This window comes from Duganella sp. CF402, assembly GCF_900109645.1.
Classification (GTDB): domain Bacteria; phylum Pseudomonadota; class Gammaproteobacteria; order Burkholderiales; family Burkholderiaceae_D; genus Rugamonas.
Map to the genome: position 1 here is coordinate 261,035 of NZ_FOBG01000001.1, position 19,743 is coordinate 280,777.

Sequence of the window (19,743 nt, forward strand, 5' to 3'; positions counted from 1 at the left end):
CAGATAGCATGACCAATACCAATCGCCGCCGCATTCTTCAGTCGCTACCCGCGCTGGCGCTGGCCAACTATTTGCCGTCGGCGCTAGCGGCCGGCAAGCAGCAGCCGAACATCATCTTCATCCTGGCCGACGACATGGGCCACGCCGACCTCGGCGTGTATGGCCAGACCGATTACAAAACGCCGCACCTCGACAAGCTGGCCAAGCAGGGCATCCGCTTCAACCAGGCCTACGCGAATTCGGCGGTGTGCTCAGCCACGCGTTTCGCGCTGATTACCGGCCGCTACCAGTACCGCCTGCGCGGCGGGCTGGAAGAGCCGATTGCCGGCGCATCGGACACCATCGGCCTGCCGCCGTCGCATCCGACGCTGCCGTCGCTGCTCAAGCAGCAGGGCTACGGCACCGCGCTGATCGGCAAGTGGCACCTGGGCTACCTGCCGACCTTCGGCCCGTTGAAGAGCGGCTATGACAGCTTCTTCGGCAACTACGGCGGCGCCATCGATTACTTCACCCACAAGCCGGGCGTCGGCCCCAATGTGAAGGAAGACTTGTACGAAGGCGAAGTGCCGGTGCAGCAGATCGGCTACTACACCGACCTGCTGGGCGCGCGCGCGGTCGATTTCGTCAACAAGCAGCAAGCCGGCAAACCGTTCCTGCTGTCGCTGCACTACACCGCGCCGCACTGGCCGTGGGAAGGTCCGGGCGACGAAGCCATCTCGCGCGACATCGACAACATCTTCCACTACGACGGCGGCGACCTGGCGACCTACGGCCGCATGGTCGAATCGCTGGACGCTTCGATCGGCCGCGTGCTGGCGGCGCTGGAGAAAAAAGGCTTGGCGGAGAACACCATCGTCATCTTCACCAGCGACAACGGCGGCGAGCGCTTCTCGAAAACCTGGCCGCTGACCGGCCAGAAGACCGAGCTGCTGGAAGGCGGCATCCGCGTGCCGGCCATCGTGCGCTGGCCGGCCAAGGTGAAGGCGGGGCAGGTGAGTGAGCAGGTGGCGATCTCGATGGACTGGCTGCCGACCTTGCTGGCTGCGGCCGGCGGCGCGCCTGATCCGCAATACCCGACCGATGGCCAGAACCTGCTGCCGGTCCTGACCGGACAAGCGCCCAACAACGAGCGCACGCTGCTGTGGCGCTACAAGGCCAACGCTCAGCGCGCCATCCGTTCCGGTAACTGGAAATACCTGAAGATCGGCAAGAATGAATTCCTGTTCGACGTGGTGAAGGACGCGCGCGAACGCGCCAACCTCGCCAAGCGCCATCCTGAAGTGTTTGAGAAGCTGAAGGCGCAGTGGGAAGCGTGGGACAAGGACATGCTGCCGATCACCGCTGATGTCCGCACCCACGGCGTCAGCGGCAAAGTCCAGGCCGACCGCTACGGCGTCGACTAAATCACGAAAGAGCAATCATTTGGTTGCTCTTTTTCGTTTTTACGCCTAAGATGATCTTGCAACCATTTGGTTGCATTAACCGCGAGGAGATCATCATGCAGCATTTCCAGCATTCCATCCTGATTGAAGCCAGTCCCGCCACCGTGTATGCCGCGCTCACCACGCTTGAAGGCTTGCGTGGCTGGTGGAGCGAAGACAGCGATATCGACGGCGACACCATCCACATGCGCTTCGGCGACATTCATAAAGACCTGCATGTCGAGTCTGCCCAGCCGGGCCGCGAGGTGCGTTGGCTGTGCTCGTCCACACCGGGCGGGGCCCGCTGCACCGACGAGTGGATCGGTACCCAGCCATCCTTCCGCCTGCGTGGCGAAGGCGAGGGCACGCGCCTCGATTTCGAACACCTCGGCCTGACGCCCACGCTGTCCTGCTACGCCATGTGCGATGATGGCTGGCGCCATTATCTGGAAAGCCTGCGACAATACGCGGCAACGGGGCGCGGCACACCCTATCAACTCGCCACAGCGGAGGCATGAAGCATGAGCACGGATCAAATTGAACGCAGTATCGTCATCAAGGCTTCGGCCGAGCGTGTCTGGCGCGCGCTGTCCAGTCCGCAGGAATTCGGCGCGTGGTTCGGTGTCAAGCTGGACGGCGGGCCGTTTGCGCCGGGCCAGCATACGAAGGGGCCGATCACAATCGCCGGCTTTGAGCACGTCATCTTCAACGCGTGGATCGAGCGGGTGGAGCCGCCGTCGCTGTTGTCCTACCGCTGGCATCCGTATGCTATCGAGCCGGGAGTGGACTACTCGGGCGAGGAATGCACGCTGGTCACCTTCACCCTGCAGCCCAGCGGTGACGGCGGCACCTTGCTGACCGTGGTCGAATCCGGCTTCGACAAAGTGCCGGCCCACCGCCGCGCCGACGCCTTCCACATGAACAGCAAAGGCTGGGAAGGCCAACTGCAAAACATCGGCCGCTATGTCACCCAATAAAGCACTGGTTTCAGAAAAAATGGCCGCCATCTTTGCCGCGCTGGGCGACCCCACGCGGCTCAAGCTGGTGGCCGTACTATGCGCCGGCGGCGCCTTCTCCATCGCCCAGCTGACGGCCGGCACCGACATCAGCCGCCAGGCCGTCACCAAGCACTTGCAAGTGCTGGCCGAGGCCGGCGTCGTCGGCGACATCAAGCAAGGCCGTGAGCGCCTGTGGCAACTGGAACCCGACGCCATCGCCGAAGCCCAGCAAGCGCTGGCGCGCATCGGCCAGGAGTGGGAGCGCCGTCTGGGCAGGCTCAAAGCCTTGGTGGAGAACGCGCCGGATTAGTGGTGGCTACGGAGGTGAAGTTCGAATTTCCAGGTCACCAGCCGCAGGATGGTGATGAAGGCGGCGCTGGTCCACAGTGCGAAGTCGTCGGAGACGTCGGTGTATTGCAGGCCGATGTAGAGCCAGGCGCCGAAGAAGGCGCAGATGGCGTAGGGTTTGCCGTCGCGGAAGACCATCGGCACTTCGTTGCAGACGATGTCGCGCAGCACGCCGCCAAAAATACCGGTGATGACACCCATCATGGAGGCGATGAATACCGGCATATGCGCCGCCTGCGCCTGCGCAACGCCAGCCACGGCGAACAGGCCGAGGCCGATGGCGTCCGCAACCACAATCACACGTTCGGAAATGATTTGTTTGACGGTGCGCATCAGCGGCGTGGCCAACAAGGCCAGCACGAAAATCAGGATGGCATATTCCTGGTGCGCCACCCAGAACAGCGGCCGCTTGTCGAGCAGGATGTCGCGCAGCGTGCCGCCGCCGAATGCGGCGATGAAGGCGACGGTGAAGACGCCGACGATGTCCATGCGCTTGCGGCGCGCTTCCACGAAGCCCGATAGCGCACCGACCAGTATCGCGACCACTTCAATGACGGTGATCAGGGAGACATGCGGAATCGGAACGCTCTTCATGTAGTTGTATGGACAAGGTGGCAATGTCCATAGGTTAACATGACCGCCGCCCGGCGGGTAGGGGGATTAACGCGACGGTTGCAGGGCGGCGCGCAGCAGCACGATCAGCGCGCCTTCGCCGCCTTCGTTGTTGCGGGCCTGGCAGAACGCCACCACGCCTTTTTGCACCAGCCAGCTGTGCACCATCGACTTCAGCACCGGCTCTTGGCCGCGCGAGCCGAAGCCTCGGCCGTGGATCACGCACACGCAGCGGTGGTTGCGCAGTTGCGATTTGGTCAGGAAGTCGCCCAGCGCATCGCGCGCCTGGTCGCGGTTCATGCCGTGCAGGTCCAGTTCGTCCTGCACCGGCCAGTGGCCCTTGCGCATTTTCTTCATCACATCCGGACCGACGCCCGGCGCGGAATAATTCAGCGCCGGATCGTCTTCCAGATAATGGTCGACTTCAAACAGGTCGGACAGCGATTCGCGCAGCACGGCCGCATCGTCCTCGGCCTGCGTCAGCTTGCGCTTGGGCGCAGTCTCCAGCGCGACCGGCTTCGGCACGCTCGGCGGCACGTAGCGGTCCGACGCCGGCATGCGCTTCACGCCGCCCAGCGCGGTCTGGAAGATGTTGGCTTCCACCACCTGCTTCTTCACCTGTTGCGCGCGCTCCTTCTCGGCGACGGCGCGCGTCTCAGCCTGTTCCCGAAGCTGCTTGCCCAGGGCTTTCAGGTCTGCGAAGTCTTTCATTGCAATTACTCCTGACCTTCCAGGTAGCGCTGCGCATCCAGTGCGGCCATGCAGCCGGTGCCGGCGCTGGTGATCGCCTGACGGTAGATGTGGTCTTGCACGTCGCCTGCGGCAAACACGCCCGGTACGCTGGTGGCGGTGGCCATGCCTTCGGTGCCGGTTTTGGTCTTGATGTAGCCGTTGTGCATTTCCAGCTGGCCTTCGAAGATGCCGGTGTTCGGCTTGTGGCCGATCGCCACGAACAGGCCGTGCACGCTCACGTCGGTGATGGCGCCGGTTTCGGTCGACTGGATCTTGATGCCGGTCACGCCGCCGTCGTCGCCCACCACTTCGTGCAGGGTGTGGTTGTATTTGATCTCGATTTTGCCTTCGGCGACCTTGGCGTTCAGGCGGTCGATCAGGATGGCTTCGGCGCGGAACTTGTCGCGGCGGTGGATCAGGGTGACCTTGGTGGCGATGTTCGACAGGTACAGCGCTTCCTCGACAGCGGTGTTGCCGCCGCCGACCACGGCCACTTGCTGGCCACGGTAGAAGAAGCCGTCGCAAGTGGCGCAAGCCGACACGCCTTTGCCCATGAACGCCTGTTCCGACGGCAGGCCCAGGTACTGTGCCGAGGCGCCGGTGGCGATGATCAGGGTGTCGCAGGTGTATTCGTGGCTGTCGCCGATCAGGCGGATCGGTTTTTCTTGCAGTTTGACGGTATGGATGTGGTCAAACACGATCTCGGTGTTGAAACGCTCGGCGTGCTGCAGGAAACGCTGCATCAGGTCCGGGCCTTGCACGCCCATCGGGTCGGCTGGCCAGTTTTCCACGTCGGTGGTGGTCATCAGCTGACCGCCTTGCTCGACGCCGGTCACCAGCATCGGCTTCAGGTTGGCGCGGGCGGCGTAGATGGCGGCGCTGTAGCCGGCAGGACCGGAGCCGAGGATCAATACGCGGGCGTGTTTAGGAGTCGTCATGGCAGATTTCTGTGTAATGTTGGATTAATCCGAATGTGGGGGCGCAAGCAAGGGCGACAAGGTATGCCGCTATTGCAATCACGCAAGCAATACAAGATTATAGTGCAAGCAGGGAATCAGGACGAATCGTCGGGCCGGATGTCGCCCTTATGCCTTAGAATACCGTACCGGGAATATTTCCTGACCGCCAACATTGCAACACCTTAATACCTATGAGTAGTAAAAAAGTTCAGGAACGCGTGCCGAAAGCCGCTGCATCCGCCTCGTCCGGCTACACCCGCACCCCGACCGAGCGCCAGCCCCTGCCGAACCGGCTGGTGCGGCTGCTGTCGGAGGCGCGGTGGCTGGCGCTGGCCGTGCTTGGCCTGTATTTCGTGCTGATCCTGGCCAGCTACGACAAGATGGATCCGGGCTGGTCGCACGGCACGCTGGTGCCGTCGGTCCACAACTTGGGCGGCCGCGCGGGGGCCTGGCTGTCGGACCTGCTGCTGTACATTTTCGGCATTTCCGCCTGGTGGTGGGCGTTTTGCCTGTTGCGCGTGGTGTGGAAGGGCTATCGCCGCCTCACGCATAAATATGTGCTGTCGACCGAGCCGGAGCCTGAGCACGCGCAGGAAGGCCTGATCCGCGGTATTGGCTTTGTGCTGCTGTTTATTGGCAGCGTCGGGCTGGAATTCCTGCGCCTGCGCACCCTGACCAGTCATGTCCAGCTGCCACGCAGCTCGGGCGGCGTGCTGGGCGAGCTGATCGGCCATTCGACCCATGTGGCGTTCGGCTTCACCGGCGCTACTTTGCTGCTGTTGCTGCTGTTCGGGCTGGGCTTCAGCCTGTTCTTCCATGTGTCGTGGATGGCGGTGGCCGAGCGCATCGGCGGCGGCATCGAGAATGCGATCGACTGGTTCGTGCAGCGCTACCAGTATCGGGAAGACCGCCGCCAGGGTGAAGTGGCGGCCGTCAAGCGCGAGGAAGTGGTCGTGCACGAGCGCGCCAAGCACGTCGAGAAGCATCCGGTGGCCGCGCCGGTGATCAAGGTCGAGCCGCAGGTGACGACGGTGGTCAAGTCCGAGCGCGTCGAGAAGGAACGCCAGGCCAGCCTGTTCACCGACCTGCCGCGTGCCAGCGGCGACGAGGCGCTGCCGGCGCTGTCGCTGCTGGATGAAGCGGCCGAGGTGCTGGAAACCGTGTCCATCGAAACGCTGGAATTCACCAGCCGCCTGATCGAGAAGAAGCTGTCCGACTTTGGTGTCGAAGCCAAGGTGGTGGCGGCCTATCCGGGCCCGGTGGTGACGCGCTACGAGATCGAGCCGGCGACTGGCGTCAAGGGCAGCCAGATCGTCAACCTGGCGCGCGACCTGGCGCGTTCGCTGTCGCTGACCTCGATCCGCGTGGTTGAAACCATCCCCGGCAAGAACTACATGGCGCTGGAACTGCCGAATCAGAAGCGCCAGATCGTGCGCCTGAGCGAGATTGTCGGCTCCAAGGTCTACAACGACAACGCCTCGCCGCTGACCGTGGCGCTGGGCAAGGACATCGCCGGCAAGCCGGTGGTGGCCGATCTGGCCAAGATGCCGCACTTGCTGGTGGCGGGTACCACCGGCTCCGGTAAATCGGTGGGTATCAACGCCACCATCCTGTCGCTGCTGTACAAGTCCGATCCTAAAGATGTGCGCATGATCCTGATCGATCCGAAGATGCTGGAGATGTCGGTGTACGAAGGCATCCCGCACCTGCTGGCGCCGGTGGTGACCGACATGCGCCAGGCCGGCCACGCGCTGAACTGGGCGGTCAACGAGATGGAGCGCCGCTACAAGCTGATGTCCAAGCTGGGCGTGCGTAACCTGGCCGGCTACAACGCCAAGATTGCCGAAGCCAAGAAGCGCGAGGAGCACATACCGAATCCGTTCAGCCTGACGCCGGATTCGCCGGAGCCGCTGGAAAAGCTGCCAACCATCGTCATCATCATCGACGAGCTGGCCGACCTGATGATGGTGGTCGGCAAGAAGGTGGAAGAGCTGATCGCCCGTATCGCGCAGAAAGCCCGTGCGGCTGGCCTGCACTTGATTCTGGCAACCCAGCGTCCATCGGTGGACGTGATTACCGGCCTGATCAAGGCCAACATCCCGACCCGTATCGCGTTCCAGGTGTCGTCGAAAATTGACTCGCGTACCATTCTGGACCAGATGGGCGCGGAAACCCTGCTTGGCATGGGTGACATGCTGTACATGCCGCCGGGCACCGGCCTGCCAGTGCGCGTGCACGGTGCATTCGTGTCGGACGACGAGGTGCACCGCGTGGTGAAGCACCTGAAATCGACCGGCGAACCGGACTACATCGACGGCATCCTCGAAGGCGGCACGCTCGAAGGCGAGGGCGGCGGTGCTGATGGTGCGCCTGCAGGCGAAGGCGGCGGCGAGGCCGACCCGATGTACGATCAGGCGGTGCAGGTGGTGCTGAAAAACCGCCGTGCCTCGATCTCGCTGGTGCAGCGCCATCTGCGCATCGGCTACAACCGCGCGGCACGCCTGCTGGAACAAATGGAAAATAGCGGCGTGGTCTCCGCCATGCAATCGAACGGCAACCGCGACATTCTGGTCCCGGCTGCCAGCGCAGAATAAAAGGAATGTTATGAATCGTTTTAAGTCGCTGGCCGCATTGACGGCTGGCCTGTTACTGGCGGGCGCAGCCCATGCCAGCGCATTGGAGCAGTTCAAGAGCTTCGTCTCGACCACCAAGGCGGCCAAGGGCGAATTCACCCAGCGCCAGGTGAAGAACACCAACGGCGAGAAGCCGAAGGTGTCGGCGCCGTCCACCGGCACCTTTGTGTTTGCCCGTCCCGGCAAATTCATCTGGACCTACACCAAGCCGTACGAGCAGGTGCTGCAGGCCGATGGCGACAAGCTCTACATCTTCGACAAGGACCTGAACCAGGTTACCGTCAAGAAGCTGGGCGATGCGCTGGGTTCGTCGCCGGCCGCCATCCTGTTTGGCAGCAATGATCTGGAAAAGAACTTCACACTGAGCGAAGTCGGCGCCAAGGATGGTGCTGAACTGCTGCGCGCGGTGCCGAAGAACAAGGACACCTCGTTTGAGGAAATCATCATTGGCCTGAAAGACGGCACTCTGGTGTCGATGGAGCTGAAGGACAGCTTTGGCCAGTCGTCGGTGCTGTCGTTCAAGGGCATCGAAAAAAATCCGGCGCTGAATGCGGCGAGTTTTAAATTTGTCATGCCGAAGGGCGCGGACGTATTCAATAATTGATGCTCTGAGTTCTCCGCTCGTCATTCCAAGTTATGGCAGATTTATTTTCCACCGAACCGCGCCAGCCGCTGGCGGAAGCCCTGCGCCCGAAGACGCTGGATGAAGTGATCGGCCAGCGCCACTTGCTGGGGCCGGGCAAGCCGCTGCGCCTGGCGTTCGAGTCGGGCCAGCCGCATTCCATGATTTTGTGGGGCCCGCCGGGTACGGGCAAGACCACGCTGGCGCGCCTGACCGCCAAGGCCTACGACTGCGAGTTCATCGCCTTGTCGGCCGTGTTCTCGGGCGTGAAGGACATCCGCGCCGCGATGGAGCAGGCCCAGCACAACCTCGACATGGGCAAGCACACCATCTTGTTCGTCGACGAGATCCACCGTTTCAACAAATCGCAGCAGGATGCGCTGTTGCCGTATGCCGAATCCGGCCTGGTGACGCTGATTGGCGCCACCACCGAGAACCCTTCGTTCGAGGTCAACTCGGCGCTGCTGTCGCGCGCGCAAGTCTACGTGCTGAAGTCGTTCGATGAGAGCGAGCTGCGCCAGATGGTCGACCGCGCCCGCGACAAGGTGCTGACCCAGCTGGAATTCGAAGAAGCCGCCATCGACACCCTGATCGGCTACGCCGACGGCGACGGCCGCCGCCTGCTCAACCTGCTGGAAGTGACGCAGACCGCCGCCAACGCGGCCAAGACCAACAAGGTCACCACCGAGTTCATCCAGAACGCGCTGACCCTGAACGCGCGCCGCTTCGACAAGGGCGGCGACAACTTCTACGACCAGATCTCGGCCCTGCACAAATCGGTGCGCGGCTCGAATCCGGACGCGGCTTTGTACTGGCTGTGCCGCATGCTGGACGGCGGCGCCGATGCGCGCTACTTGTCGCGCCGCATCGTGCGCATGGCGTGGGAGGACATCGGCCTGGCCGACCCGCGCGCCATGCAGATCGCCAACGACGCTGCCACCACCTTCGAGCGCCTCGGCTCGCCGGAAGGCGAGTTGGCGCTGGGGCAGGCGGTGATCTACCTGGCCATCGCCGCCAAGAGCAACGCCGGCTACAACGCCTTCAACGAAGCGATGGCCTTCGTCCGCAAGGACAAATCCCGCGAAGTGCCGGTCCACCTGCGCAACGCGCCGACCAAGCTGATGAAGGAGCTCGGCTACGGCCACGAATACCGCTACGCCCACGACGAGCCGCACGCCTACGCCGCCGGCGAAACCTACTTCCCGGACGACATGCGCGAGCCGGGCTGGTATCAGCCGGTGCCACGCGGCCTCGAAAGCAAAATCGCCGACAAGATGGCCTTCCTGCGCCAACTGGACGAGGACGCCGGCAAGCACTGAGCCGCGATTAACTGCCGGCGCACTCCGCCCGGTCCAGCGTCGCCACGGCGATGGCTTCCTGCATGTTCAACAGGGGTGCCGTGTTGGTCGGGTTGATGACAAGGTGGGCTTTTTCCCTGGCGTTGTAGGTGAACACACTGCCGTTCAGCGAGCTGACCTTGGTACCATCCTTGGTGTAGAAGCCGCCCACCACCGTCAACATGCTGCAGGTCTTGGGATAGATTATATCCAGCCCGACATTGATGGTCATGCCGGCGCTGTAGATCCTGGCGTTCTCGATCTTGGCCTGTTTGGTGAGCTCCGGAGAGATCTTGAGTTCCGTGTCCTGGAAGTTGTTCAGGATTTTGGCGCGGTACTGGTCGAACTGGCCGCCGGTGGCGCAGGCGCTCAGCGAGAGCGCGAGCAGGATGGCGCTAGCGGTGCGGGTGGTTTGCATGTGTGGCTCCTTATTGTTGTTTGGTCAGCTTGCCCATCGGCGTCTGCAGGCTGCCGTCGTCCTGCAGCACGTAAATCATGCTGCCTTGCGGCGTTTCCAGGATGACGTTCTTGTCTTCCAGCTTGTACTTCATGCGTACTTGCATGCCCATTGCAAGCTGGTCGACCGTGCCATCGGAGTGAAAGTCGTAGCGCACCATGTCGTTGCCGTATTTTCCGCTAACCTTGCTGCCGCAGGCGGTCAGCAGCAAGGCGATAAGTGAGGTTGCGAGTAGTTTTTTCATTGCGTGATCCTTGGGGTGGGTTGCGATACGTGATGTGTGTGTTACGCCGGCTGATTTAATCGGCCAGCCAGGGCGGTCTTGTTGCTAATGCCGAGCTTGGTGTAAATGCGGTGTAATTGGTTGCGTACGGTTGCCGGCGACAGGTGCAGTTCGGCAGCGATTTGCTTGTACGTGGCGCCGGTGACGGCCAGCCGGGCGATTGACAGCTCCGCCGGCGTCAGTTGCGCGGACGGTGAACGGCGCTCCAGCAGAATGTGTACGTGCCGGCCGTGCACGCTGATGCTGGCGGCCAGTGTGCGCCCGGTGTAATGTCCGTTACTGCTGTCGCGCAGGCTGCGGAAGAAGGCTGGCGGCAGTTCGGGCGGCGTCCATTGTGGCCACTCGGTTTGCAGCATGCGGTTGGCACCGTCGTCGGAAAACTGCAGGCAACCTTGCAGGTCGCTGATCAACAGCAGGGCTTGGTGCTGGCGCTGCGCGCTGCTGGCCAGTCGGTTGTTGATGCGGCGTGCCTGGAAGATGTGCGGCATGATCATGTCGGCCAGCGCCAGGTCAGCCTGGGTGTAGGGGCGTCGCGTGTCGGCGCGCCAGAACACGATCAAGCCTGGCTCCTGTGCCGGTGCGGCGGCGGGAATGTAGACCAGGCTCTGCTCGACTTCATATTTGCGGGCGTAGGTAATGACCTCGTGGTGCTTGTGCTGGTCCATGCCATCCACAGCAACGCAGATGCTGCGGCCGCGCTGGTTGAATGCCTTGACCAGGATAGGATCTGGTTCGGTCAACCCGGAGCGGTCGCGCAGCTTGTCCAGCGGCTGGTTGAAGGCCAGCATGGAGCGCACCACCATCTGGCCGCCGTCGGCAAACTCGGCTTGCACGGAGGCGCCGGAATCGAATGGCAGCACACGCTGCATCAGGTGCATGGTGTGTTCGCTGAACTCGCCGGGGGTGCATTCCTGCGCGCTGCCGTACAGTTCCAGGATGGCGCGCGTATAGCCTTCCATCTGCATTCTCAGGCCGCGAGCCTGGCCAGTTGCTGGTTGATTTCCTGCAGGATGGCGTCCGCCAGCGACTGCGGAATATCGCGCGTGAGCTTGACCTCGGTGCCGCCGGCGTAGGCGTAGACATGGCAGGTTTCAAAATATTGACCGTTGTGGTTGGCGGTTTTCTTTTTGAAGCCCAGGTTGGCAATGTCGGCATACGGCAGTTGACTGGTCATCGGGCCGTAGGCGAAGCGTGGAAAGATCATGCCCTCCGGCGTCAGCACCAGCGTGTAGGTACGGGCCAGCAGGTGGCGTGTTATCAAGGCAGTGGAGGTGAGGCCGAAAATCAGGCTGAAAATGGCTCCGGCTGTACTTTGTTTGGAGACTACTGGGCTCAGGATGAGCACGCTGAGCGAGGTCATGGCGCAGAATAGCCCGATGACCGCAAATACGAGAAGGCCAATCAACCCCGCGTGATGGGCGTTAAAGACGTGTGTGCGATATGCCAGCGTGATCGTGCCGTCCGCCGCGACGCGGCGCTGGTAGGTGTTTTTGATGGTGCTTTTCATTATTCACTCCACTATGTTTCCTTAAGTGAAATTTTAGAAAAGCCGTCGCAGCGTGCCTATGGAACAGATGTTCTATGGTGCAACAATCATCAGCAAGGCGGCTGACAGCTGGGTCTTGTTTTCCACGCCGAGCTTGGCATAGACGCTGTGCAGCTGATTGCGCACCGTAGCCGGCGAATTACCCAGTTCGCGGGCGATTTCCTTGTAGCTCATACCATCGGCCGCCAGCTTGGCCACATTCCATTCGGCGCCGGTGAGGCGGGCGGTGGCCGGTTGCGGCGCGATCTGCAAGTGCAGCGTCTGGCCCAGAACATCGGCCTTGACCACGATGTGGCGGCCGCTGTAGCGGCGCGACGGGTCGGCGCTGAGTCCGTGTATCAGCGCTGTCGGCAGGAACGGCGGCGCCCACTCGCGCCATTCGCTTTGCAGCAGCGCGATCGCGTCGCGCGGAGCGAAATGCAGGCAGCCGGCCAGGTTGGCCAGCAGCGAAACCCGCAGCGCCGGGTGCGCCTCCTGGTTGGCAAACAGGCGGCGGTTGATCTGGCCGGACTGGAAGAAATGCGGCAGCATTAGGCTGCTGGCCAGGCTGTCGTCGGTGGAAAAATGCCGGTCGGGATGGGCGCGCCACAGCGAGATCAGGTCATGGTTATTGGGTGTGGTCTCGGGCGGGATCAGGATCAGGGTGTGGGCGATGTCGTAGCGGTCGCAATAATCCATGAAATCGGCATGGCGGCCGAAGGTATCGCGGCTGCTGCGGGCCAGCGCGACGCCGCGCCGCTGCAAGGCCTCATTCAGCACGTAGTCTGGCGTGTCCAGCTGATCCCACGCCAGCAACTGGTCGGGCGGCTGGTTGGACAAATGCATGCTGCGCACCGCCATCTCGCCATCCGTCTGGGTGTCGATATTCAAAACCACGGCCGAATCGAAGGCCACCGCGCGCTTTAATTGCAGCAGGGCGTACTCGCTGAATTCGGTGGGAGTACATTCCTGGGCCGCCCCATACAGGTCCAGGATCAGATGATTATGTGTTTCCACGTGGGGATAATTGTTATTTTGGTACTTGATACTACGTATTACAATTTCTTTTGTCCAGAGGGTATCTCGAAAATCGTTGCTATTAATGGCATCATGGCGGATGGCGAAGAAAATGCATTGGGAGCAGGGATGAGTAAGCAGTTGGTGGTGGATGGGGTCGATATTTACATAGAGGGCGAGGGTACGGAAACCATCGTGATGATCCACGGCTGGCCCGATACCTATCGCGTGTGGGATGCGCAGGTGGCTGAGCTGAAAAGCCGCTACCGCTGCGTGCGTTTCACGCTGCCGGGCTTCGATATCGAGAAACCGCGCCGCTCCTACACGCTCAACGCCATGATCCGCATCCTGCTGCACATTGTGAACAGTGTCAGCCAGAAGCAGAAAGTCATCCTGATGCTGCACGACTGGGGTTGTGTGTTCGGCTACGAGTTTTATATGCGTAACAAGGCGCTGGTGTCGGCCATTGTCGGCGTCGATATCGGCGATGCGCAATCGAAGGCCACTGGCCGCTCGCGCTCGGTCGGCCAGAAGATGATGGTGGCCAGCTACCAGAGCACGCTGGCGCTGGGCTGGGCAATGGGCGGCCCGGTCGGCAATATGATGACCAAGGCAATGGCCCGCATGCTGGGCGCGCCGTCGCCGCGCGAGTACATTTACTCGGGCATGAACTACCCTTACTACATCCTCACCGCCGGCGCGGCCGGTTCGTACAACTCGCTGGTGCCGTTCGTGCCGAAAGTGCCGATGCTGTACATCTACGGCACCAACAAGCCCTTCATGTTCCACTCGCCGCAATGGACCGAAACCCTGGCCGCCACGCCGGGCTGCAAGGTGGCAGCGCTGGAAACCGACCACTGGCCGATGCTGCGCGCCCCGGAGCGGTTCAACGACATCGTCATCAAGTGGCTGGAAAAGCCTGCCCAGCAGAACGACGATGCAAGCTCCGAGGAAGAGGATGCAGCCTGAGTCGGTTGCTTAGCGCAGGCGGATCGGCTTCTGGTAGGGGGCGAACGGCGGCGGCGGCAGCTGCGCCGAGGCGTAGGCCTGGCGGAAGCACTCGGCTTTCTTGCCTTCGACGTCGGTAGTGGTACGCATGACCTTGCCGGCCGCATCCAGCGTCAGCACGATGATGACTGGGTGCTTGGCGATATCGTGGCAGTTGCCGCGCTCATCCAGCTTTTTCGCGTTGTTGTAGTTGAGCGAAATGTCTTCGTACTTGGTCGCCTTCTCGTTCGGGAACTGGGCGTTGAACTTGTTCATCTCGACGGCGAAGTTCGGATTGGCTGGCGGCGGCGGCTCATCGTTTTGCCACGACGACCCGCTCATGGTCGAGCAGCCGGTTGCCATCATCAATGCGGCGCTGGCCGCAGCAATTTTCAGGGTATTGGTCTTCATATCTTCTCCTTGGAGGCTGTACTGTTGACTCCATCGTACAAATTCCCAAGAGTTTGTGGCGCACGATTAGTTGCGTAGGAGAAATCCTACAGCGCGCTCCAGCGGCCTGCGCAGCGCCGCCGGCTCCTTCTTTTTGCATTTCAGGCGCCGATTCCGGCGCTTCATCGCATCCCCGTCGCAAGCCAGAACGCCTTTAGGTACAGTACAACCATACCGCAGCACTTACTGAAGCAACCACCAAGGAGAGCATCATGAACATCGCTAAACACATGGAAGTCATCTTCGTTGCCGCCACCATCATCGCCGGCGCCACCAGCTTCGCTACCGCTGCCGATGACCGCGCCGACTTTGCGATCCCGGCCGACAAAGTGGTGGCCGTCGCCAAAGCCGACACCGCCATGCCAAGCGTGACCGTGAGCGCCAAGCGCCTGACCGCCGCCGAAAAAGCCGCGCTGTAATGGCGGCAGCCGGCGGGCTGCGCAAAACTCGCAAGGAAGTGGCTTCAACTTGGTACAATTGACGTTTTCGATACAAACGGCACCTTGTTCCCATGATTGATATCCAACTTCTCCGTAAAGACATCGCCACCGTCGCCGAGCGCCTGGCCGCCCGCAAGTTCAAGCTCGATGTGGACGCGTTCAACGCTCTCGAGTCGGAACGCAAGGCGCTCCAGCTGCGCACCGAAGAGCTGCAGGGCAAGCGTAACTCGCAGTCCAAGCTGATCGGCATGATGAAGGGCAAGGGCGAAGACACCACCGCCCTGATGGCGGAAGTGGCCGGCCTGGGCGACGAGCTCAAGGCCAACGAAGTGAAGCTGGCTGACCTGCAGGGCAAGCTTGCCGACTTCCTGCAAACCATTCCGAACCTGCCGCACGAATCGGTGCCGGTGGGCACGGACGAAACCGGCAATGTGGAAGTGCGCAAAGTCGGCACCCCGCGCACCTTCGATTTCGAGATCAAGGACCACGTCGACGTCGGCGCCCCGCTGGGCCTGGACTTCGACACCGCGACCAAGCTGACCGGCTCGCGCTTCTCGGTCATGAAAGGCGGCATCGCCCGTCTGCACCGCGCACTGGCGCAGTTCATGCTGAACACCCACACCGACGAGCACGGCTACACCGAGTGCTACACCCCGTACATGGTCAACGCCGATTCGCTGCGCGGCACCGGCCAGCTGCCGAAATTCGAAGCCGACCTGTTCTCGGTGAAAAAAGGCGGCGCGGAAGGCGAGGGCGAGAACTTCTACCTGATCCCGACCTCGGAAGTGTCGCTGACCAACATCGTGCGCGACGAGATCGTGGCGGCCGACGTGCTGCCGCTGAAAATGACCGCCCACACCCCATGCTTCCGTTCGGAAGCGGGCAGCTACGGCCGCGACACGCGCGGCATGATCCGCCAGCACCAGTTCGACAAAGTCGAGATGGTGCAGGTGGTGCATCCGGATAATTCGTACGCTGCGCTGGAAGAAATGGTCGGCCACGCCGAGACTATTTTGAAACGCCTGGGCCTGCCGTACCGCGTGATGTCGCTCTGCACCGGCGACATGGGCTTCGGCGCCACCAAGACCTACGACCTGGAAGTGTGGCTGCCGGCGCAGAACACCTACCGCGAAATCTCGTCGCTGTCGAACTGCGAAGCGTTCCAGGCGCGCCGCATGCAGGCACGCTTCCGCAACGCCCAGGGCAAGCCGGAACTGCTGCACACCCTGAATGGCTCGGGCCTGGCCGTGGGCCGCACCCTGGTCGCGGTGTTGGAAAATTACCAGCAGGCCGATGGCTCGGTGGAGATCCCGGAAGTACTGCGTCCATACATGGGCGGACAAACTTCGTTGAAAGTATAAATTTGTCCTTCCATTTTCCTTTGCACCTGCTATAATCTTGCCTTCTCGCAGCAGCAGGTGGGAAAACGGAGAGGTGGCAGAGTGGTCGAATGTACTTGACTCGAAATCAAGCGTAGGGGCGACCCTACCGTGGGTTCGAATCCCACCCTCTCCGCCATTTGTTTGGATGTGAGAAAAATGTAGTAAATGCGTCACCAGGAGAGGTGGCAGAGTGGTCGAATGTACTTGACTCGAAATCAAGCGTAGGGGCGACCCTACCGTGGGTTCGAATCCCACCCTCTCCGCCAATATTCAGTAAAAAAGCCTCCTTCGGGAGGCTTTTTTATATCCCAATGTAGACAAAATTGTCTACATCAAGAATAATGCGTTTTCTTCAACTACGGAAGCAGACCATGTTCAAGCCACTCGTTGTTGCCTTAGCCCTTGTCTTGTTGCCGTTTGCCGCGCAGGCATCCAACCTGCCGGACTATCCGTTCATCCACACCACGGGCGAGGGCTTTGCCATGATCGCGCCCGACATGGGCGAGATCGATTTCGACATCACCGCCTACAACGCCGATCCGGCGGCGGCAGCGGCGGCGGTGGCCGAGCGCGCCGCGCAAGTGCAGGCGCTGATGGTGGAAGGCGAGTCGAGCGCAAGCCTGCGCGACACGCGCAAGGAGATGCGGACTGCCGAAGCCGATTACGCTGTCCGCAGCTCGGTCCACATCGTGGTGCGCGAGCTGGGCAAATGGCGTCCATTGATGCAGGCGTTGCTGGCGCTGCCCAATGTCGATCACCTGTCGACCACCTTTGGCCGCAAGGACCGGGAGAAAGTCGAGCAGGAGCTGACCGCCAGCGCCGTCAAAGACGCGCAGCGCCGCGCTGAAGCGATGGCGGCGGGCTTCGGCAAAAAGGTTGGGGCGGTGAACGCCATCTCCTCCGGGCAGCTGCGCAACCTGACCAATGCGGTGGGGCTGATGCCGGGCGACTTGTACTACCGCAGCAACCGCACCGTGGATGCGGCGCCGGCCGACAAAGACTACCTCGCCATCGAAGCGCTGCGCTGGTCGCAAACCGTTGACGTCATCTTCCGCATCAAATGAAATTCAGGGTCAGCTCTGTCATTTGGACACGCGGTGCGCACTTTTGATCTTCCTCAAGGCGTCGGCGGCTCGCTGAGGAAGCTTTCTAGCGCGCGGCTGACGGTCTTGACCGAAACTCGCGCAAAGCGGGCGATTTCCGGCATCGAATAACCTTGCGATAAGTAAGCGCGCGCCATCGCTTCCTTCGGGTTGCGGTAGCGTTTGAAGTATTCGTGCAGCGGGTGCACGATCGCGCTGCGTTGCTCGCGTTTGATTTCAGCCAGATCGCCCGGCACATCGGAGCCAATAATGCGCTGGCAAAATGATTCATCGCCAAGCAGCAGCTGATTTCTTACTGACCGCAGCGGACTTGGCTCGCGGATTCCCGCGCGCACAAACTCTTGGTAGCCTTGCCTGGCTTCCGCGAGATTGCTGCCGAACTGCGCCAGTACCAGATCAGGCTGCAGCCACGCCGGAGTATCCGCCAGGCCGATGGTAGCGCGGTAGCTGCTCCACAGCCATTTCTCGGGATGAGATGTGATTCCTGCCCGCACTGGATTCAACTCAATATAGCGCGCCAGCGCCTGTATATAGCGATCGCTTTGGCACAGGATGCCGGTATATCTGCCCTGATACACATGCCCGACCAGATCATGCTGGCGGTTGAAATATTGTGAGTAGTTACCGTTGAGATAGCGCATGCCGCGCGCCAGTCCGCCGTCCGGGGTTTCCAGCAGCAAGTGGTAGTGGTTGGTCATCTGGCAGTAAGCGCGCACGATGAAATTGAAGCGCGCGCAGGCCTGCCCCAGCAGCGAAAGCCACACCAGCCGGTTGCTATCTGAACGGTAAATGCTGTCCTGCCTGTCGCCACGGGCGGTGACATGGTAGAGGGCTCCGCTGTATTCGATGCGTAGTGGACGGTTCATATGGCGAGTGTAGGGCCACATGTGTCCGCTCCATTTGCGCTCTCGCAATGAGTGGGGAGGCGCAGGAATTTCGCGCCGCGTATTGATCCATCTCAAAACTCGTGCGCGCGTGTCCAAATGACAGAGCTGACCCTGAATTGTTTTTCGGGCTAGAATGCGGAAAAATTAACGAGGAGGACTCATGAAGTTGATCGCCACTTTCCTGGCTGCCGTTTTGTTCGCGGGCGCCGCGCATGCCGCGACGCCAAATCCCGATGCCGCACAGGTCAAGGCCGCCCACGATTTGCTCGCCGCCATGCAGGCCGAGAAGATGATGCGTATGACCGCCGGCATGAGCCAGTACGCCTCGCCCGCGCAACGCAAGGAGGTCATGGATAAGGTGATTAAGCTGCAGCCGGAATTGGTCTATTCCCGCCTCGCGTTGCCGGTCGCCAAGCTGCTCAGCACGGAAACCTCGCTTGAGATGACCAAGTTCTATCAGTCCAGTTACGGCCAGAAGGTGCTGCACGATACCTATAACAGCGGCGCCCAGCTCAATCCGAGCGCGCCGAAACCGACCGCCGCAGAAACCGCTGCCCTCAAGAAGCCGGCCTACCTTAATGCCAGGAAGGAGTTCCAGGCCAATGAGCAGGCCATCCACCACGAGACCTTCTTGCTGCTGAAGGCGGTCATCAACGGCAAGTAATCAGCCGCAGCACTTTTTGTATTTTTGTCCGCTGCCGCACGGGCACGGATCGTTGCGGCCGACCTTGGCCGCTTTCGCCATCGGCGCGTGGAAGAAGGCGTTGATCTGCACCACCGATGGCGCCACTTTGCCGGCCTGCACCGGCGACTGGAACGGCAGCAGCAAGGCCGGCTGCTGCGCCCGCAGCGGCGCCCACGCGTCGCCCGCCAGCTGCACGCCCGCCTGGAAGCCCGCACACCACGCCTCGACTGTCCAGTTGCCGCCGCACTCGTAGATCGGCTCGAAGCTGGCCGGGTCTTTGTCCATCCATACCCGCATGTAGCCGTGATGGCGCAGCACCAGCGCCGTCGTTTCGGCATTGCCCGCGCCGCTGCCCCAGACCAGCGGCAGCCACGCTTCCTGCGCCACCTCCACCGGTCCCACCACCAGCGCGGTCAGCAAGCCTTCCAGCCGCGCCACGTCCATGCTGTCGGCGCTGATCGCGGCCAGCAGTTCGTCGAGTTGATCGTATTCGTCGTCGTTCAGTGGGGCGGTGCTCATGGCGGCGGGTGTCCGGTCGGAAAAGCCGCCATTGTACCTACTTCGCCTGCGGCGGCGCCGGTTTGTTGTTGGGCCGCTCGACGATCAGCACGTGCTTGTCGACGGCGCCGGATTTTTCCTGTTTCACCACTTGTACCGCAACCGGCCGGTGGTCGTACACCGAGCGCGGAGGTTTAGGCACCAGCATGCTGTTCTCCTGTGGGCTGTTGTTGAACACGCAAGTGGGGGCGATAAACGTTTCGACAAGTTTGCTTTTTTTCTCTGTGGTTTTTTCGATGCCACGCAGTTCTTTTCTTGGTAAGTCGGCCATCAAAATGTTAATTTGGCAAATCGTCCGACCGCGCCA

The 19,743-nt window shown here is 61.6% G+C and carries 24 protein-coding genes and 2 tRNA genes; 14 read left to right on the top strand and 12 right to left on the bottom strand.

The window, feature by feature from the left end; translation table 11 throughout:
• Window positions 1–8: 8 nt before the first annotated feature.
• From BMZ70_RS01240 to BMZ70_RS01255, 4 genes are read left to right on the top strand one after another with little or no spacing between them, the layout of a single operon-like run.
• The gene (locus BMZ70_RS01240; protein ID WP_092268912.1) at window positions 9–1,403 is read left to right on the top strand and encodes a sulfatase family protein; all 1,395 of its coding nucleotides are present in this window, start codon (window positions 9–11) and stop codon (window positions 1,401–1,403) included.
• Window positions 1,404–1,453: 50 nt separating this feature from the next.
• Entirely contained in the window at window positions 1,454–1,939 is a 486-nt protein-coding gene (locus BMZ70_RS01245; protein ID WP_092268914.1) for an SRPBCC family protein, read from the top strand.
• A gap of 3 nt (window positions 1,940–1,942) precedes the next feature.
• On the top strand, window positions 1,943–2,398 hold the full coding sequence (locus BMZ70_RS01250; protein WP_092268915.1) for an SRPBCC family protein: 456 nt from the start codon (window positions 1,943–1,945) through the stop codon (window positions 2,396–2,398).
• Between the two features lie 19 nt (window positions 2,399–2,417).
• A complete protein-coding gene (locus BMZ70_RS01255; RefSeq protein ID WP_229205242.1) occupies window positions 2,418–2,729 on the top strand; it encodes an ArsR/SmtB family transcription factor in 312 nt (103 codons plus the stop codon).
• Here the strand turns inward: BMZ70_RS01255 and BMZ70_RS01260 are convergent.
• From BMZ70_RS01260 to trxB, 3 genes are all read right to left on the bottom strand, one after another.
• The gene (locus BMZ70_RS01260) at window positions 2,726–3,361 is read right to left on the bottom strand and encodes a trimeric intracellular cation channel family protein (RefSeq protein WP_092268919.1); all 636 of its coding nucleotides are present in this window, start codon (window positions 3,359–3,361) and stop codon (window positions 2,726–2,728) included. The genes BMZ70_RS01255 and BMZ70_RS01260 overlap by 4 nt on opposite strands.
• Window positions 3,362–3,427: 66 nt before the next feature.
• Entirely contained in the window at window positions 3,428–4,090 is a 663-nt protein-coding gene (locus BMZ70_RS01265) for a Smr/MutS family protein (RefSeq protein ID WP_092268921.1), read from the bottom strand.
• Window positions 4,091–4,095: 5 nt separating this feature from the next.
• Window positions 4,096–5,049 (bottom strand): thioredoxin-disulfide reductase, encoded by a 954-nt coding sequence (gene trxB, locus BMZ70_RS01270; protein ID WP_092268922.1) that lies wholly within the window; start codon window positions 5,047–5,049, stop codon window positions 4,096–4,098.
• A gap of 212 nt (window positions 5,050–5,261) precedes the next feature.
• Here trxB and BMZ70_RS01275 point away from each other — a divergent pair, with 212 nt between their 5' ends.
• Genes BMZ70_RS01275 through BMZ70_RS01285 form a run of 3 tightly spaced genes read left to right on the top strand, consistent with a single transcriptional unit; the run spans window position 5,262 to window position 9,644 of the window.
• Window positions 5,262–7,664: a DNA translocase FtsK gene (locus tag BMZ70_RS01275; protein ID WP_229205243.1), complete on the top strand. Its 2,403-nt coding sequence runs from the start codon at window positions 5,262–5,264 to the stop codon at window positions 7,662–7,664.
• Between the two features lie 10 nt (window positions 7,665–7,674).
• Window positions 7,675–8,307, top strand: coding sequence for an outer membrane lipoprotein chaperone LolA (gene lolA / locus BMZ70_RS01280; RefSeq protein ID WP_092268926.1), 633 nt, complete (start codon window positions 7,675–7,677; stop codon window positions 8,305–8,307).
• A gap of 32 nt (window positions 8,308–8,339) precedes the next feature.
• Window positions 8,340–9,644, top strand: a complete 1,305-nt coding sequence (locus BMZ70_RS01285; RefSeq protein WP_092268928.1) for a replication-associated recombination protein A — start codon at window positions 8,340–8,342, stop codon at window positions 9,642–9,644.
• Window positions 9,645–9,651: 7 nt separating this feature from the next.
• Here BMZ70_RS01285 and BMZ70_RS01290 read toward each other — a convergent pair whose 3' ends face one another.
• The 5 genes from BMZ70_RS01290 to BMZ70_RS01310 form a co-directional block, all read right to left on the bottom strand.
• Entirely contained in the window at window positions 9,652–10,080 is a 429-nt protein-coding gene (locus tag BMZ70_RS01290; RefSeq protein WP_092268930.1) for a hypothetical protein, read from the bottom strand.
• 10 nt (window positions 10,081–10,090) lie between these two features.
• Complete coding sequence (locus BMZ70_RS01295; protein WP_130300950.1) at window positions 10,091–10,363, bottom strand: hypothetical protein; 273 nt, start codon at window positions 10,361–10,363, stop codon at window positions 10,091–10,093.
• A 41-nt stretch (window positions 10,364–10,404) separates the two neighbouring features.
• Complete coding sequence (locus tag BMZ70_RS01300) at window positions 10,405–11,361, bottom strand: helix-turn-helix transcriptional regulator (RefSeq protein WP_165403546.1); 957 nt, start codon at window positions 11,359–11,361, stop codon at window positions 10,405–10,407.
• 8 nt (window positions 11,362–11,369) lie between these two features.
• Window positions 11,370–11,909 carry a hypothetical protein gene (locus BMZ70_RS01305; protein WP_092268936.1) on the bottom strand — a complete coding sequence of 180 codons (540 nt, stop codon included), beginning with the start codon at window positions 11,907–11,909 and terminating at the stop codon, window positions 11,370–11,372.
• 72 nt (window positions 11,910–11,981) lie between these two features.
• On the bottom strand, window positions 11,982–12,944 hold the full coding sequence (locus BMZ70_RS01310; RefSeq protein ID WP_092268937.1) for a helix-turn-helix transcriptional regulator: 963 nt from the start codon (window positions 12,942–12,944) through the stop codon (window positions 11,982–11,984).
• A 129-nt stretch (window positions 12,945–13,073) separates the two neighbouring features.
• On the opposite strand from BMZ70_RS01310, the gene BMZ70_RS01315 reads away from it, so the two are divergent.
• Entirely contained in the window at window positions 13,074–13,913 is an 840-nt protein-coding gene (locus BMZ70_RS01315) for an alpha/beta fold hydrolase (protein ID WP_092268939.1), read from the top strand.
• Window positions 13,914–13,922: 9 nt separating this feature from the next.
• Here the strand turns inward: BMZ70_RS01315 and BMZ70_RS01320 are convergent, their stop codons facing one another.
• Window positions 13,923–14,342, bottom strand: a complete 420-nt coding sequence (locus BMZ70_RS01320; RefSeq protein WP_092268941.1) for a hypothetical protein — start codon at window positions 14,340–14,342, stop codon at window positions 13,923–13,925.
• A 251-nt stretch (window positions 14,343–14,593) separates the two neighbouring features.
• Between BMZ70_RS01320 and BMZ70_RS01325 the strand changes: the two genes are divergently transcribed.
• The 5 genes from BMZ70_RS01325 (at window position 14,594) to BMZ70_RS01345 (ending at window position 17,267) form a co-directional block, all read left to right on the top strand.
• On the top strand, window positions 14,594–14,800 hold the full coding sequence (locus BMZ70_RS01325; protein ID WP_092268942.1) for a hypothetical protein: 207 nt from the start codon (window positions 14,594–14,596) through the stop codon (window positions 14,798–14,800).
• Window positions 14,801–14,892: 92 nt separating this feature from the next.
• The gene (gene serS, locus BMZ70_RS01330; RefSeq protein WP_092268944.1) at window positions 14,893–16,182 is read left to right on the top strand and encodes a serine--tRNA ligase; all 1,290 of its coding nucleotides are present in this window, start codon (window positions 14,893–14,895) and stop codon (window positions 16,180–16,182) included.
• A gap of 67 nt (window positions 16,183–16,249) precedes the next feature.
• Window positions 16,250–16,339, top strand: a tRNA-Ser gene (locus BMZ70_RS01335).
• A gap of 40 nt (window positions 16,340–16,379) precedes the next feature.
• Window positions 16,380–16,469: transfer RNA gene (locus BMZ70_RS01340), tRNA-Ser, on the top strand.
• Window positions 16,470–16,574: 105 nt separating this feature from the next.
• Window positions 16,575–17,267: an SIMPL domain-containing protein gene (locus BMZ70_RS01345; protein ID WP_092268946.1), complete on the top strand. Its 693-nt coding sequence runs from the start codon at window positions 16,575–16,577 to the stop codon at window positions 17,265–17,267.
• Between the two features lie 53 nt (window positions 17,268–17,320).
• Here BMZ70_RS01345 and BMZ70_RS01350 read toward each other — a convergent pair whose 3' ends face one another.
• Window positions 17,321–18,193, bottom strand: a complete 873-nt coding sequence (locus BMZ70_RS01350; RefSeq protein ID WP_229205244.1) for a transposase — start codon at window positions 18,191–18,193, stop codon at window positions 17,321–17,323.
• A 160-nt stretch (window positions 18,194–18,353) separates the two neighbouring features.
• Between BMZ70_RS01350 and BMZ70_RS01355 the strand changes: the two genes are divergently transcribed.
• A complete protein-coding gene (locus tag BMZ70_RS01355) occupies window positions 18,354–18,857 on the top strand; it encodes a DUF2059 domain-containing protein (protein ID WP_092268949.1) in 504 nt (167 codons plus the stop codon).
• Here BMZ70_RS01355 and BMZ70_RS01360 read toward each other — a convergent pair whose 3' ends face one another.
• Together BMZ70_RS01360 and BMZ70_RS28245 are read right to left on the bottom strand one after the other, a co-directional pair.
• The gene (locus tag BMZ70_RS01360) at window positions 18,858–19,397 is read right to left on the bottom strand and encodes a UPF0149 family protein (RefSeq protein WP_092268951.1); all 540 of its coding nucleotides are present in this window, start codon (window positions 19,395–19,397) and stop codon (window positions 18,858–18,860) included. It lies immediately after the preceding gene.
• A gap of 37 nt (window positions 19,398–19,434) precedes the next feature.
• The gene (locus tag BMZ70_RS28245; RefSeq protein ID WP_165403545.1) at window positions 19,435–19,584 is read right to left on the bottom strand and encodes a hypothetical protein; all 150 of its coding nucleotides are present in this window, start codon (window positions 19,582–19,584) and stop codon (window positions 19,435–19,437) included.
• Window positions 19,585–19,743: the final 159 nt, after the last annotated feature.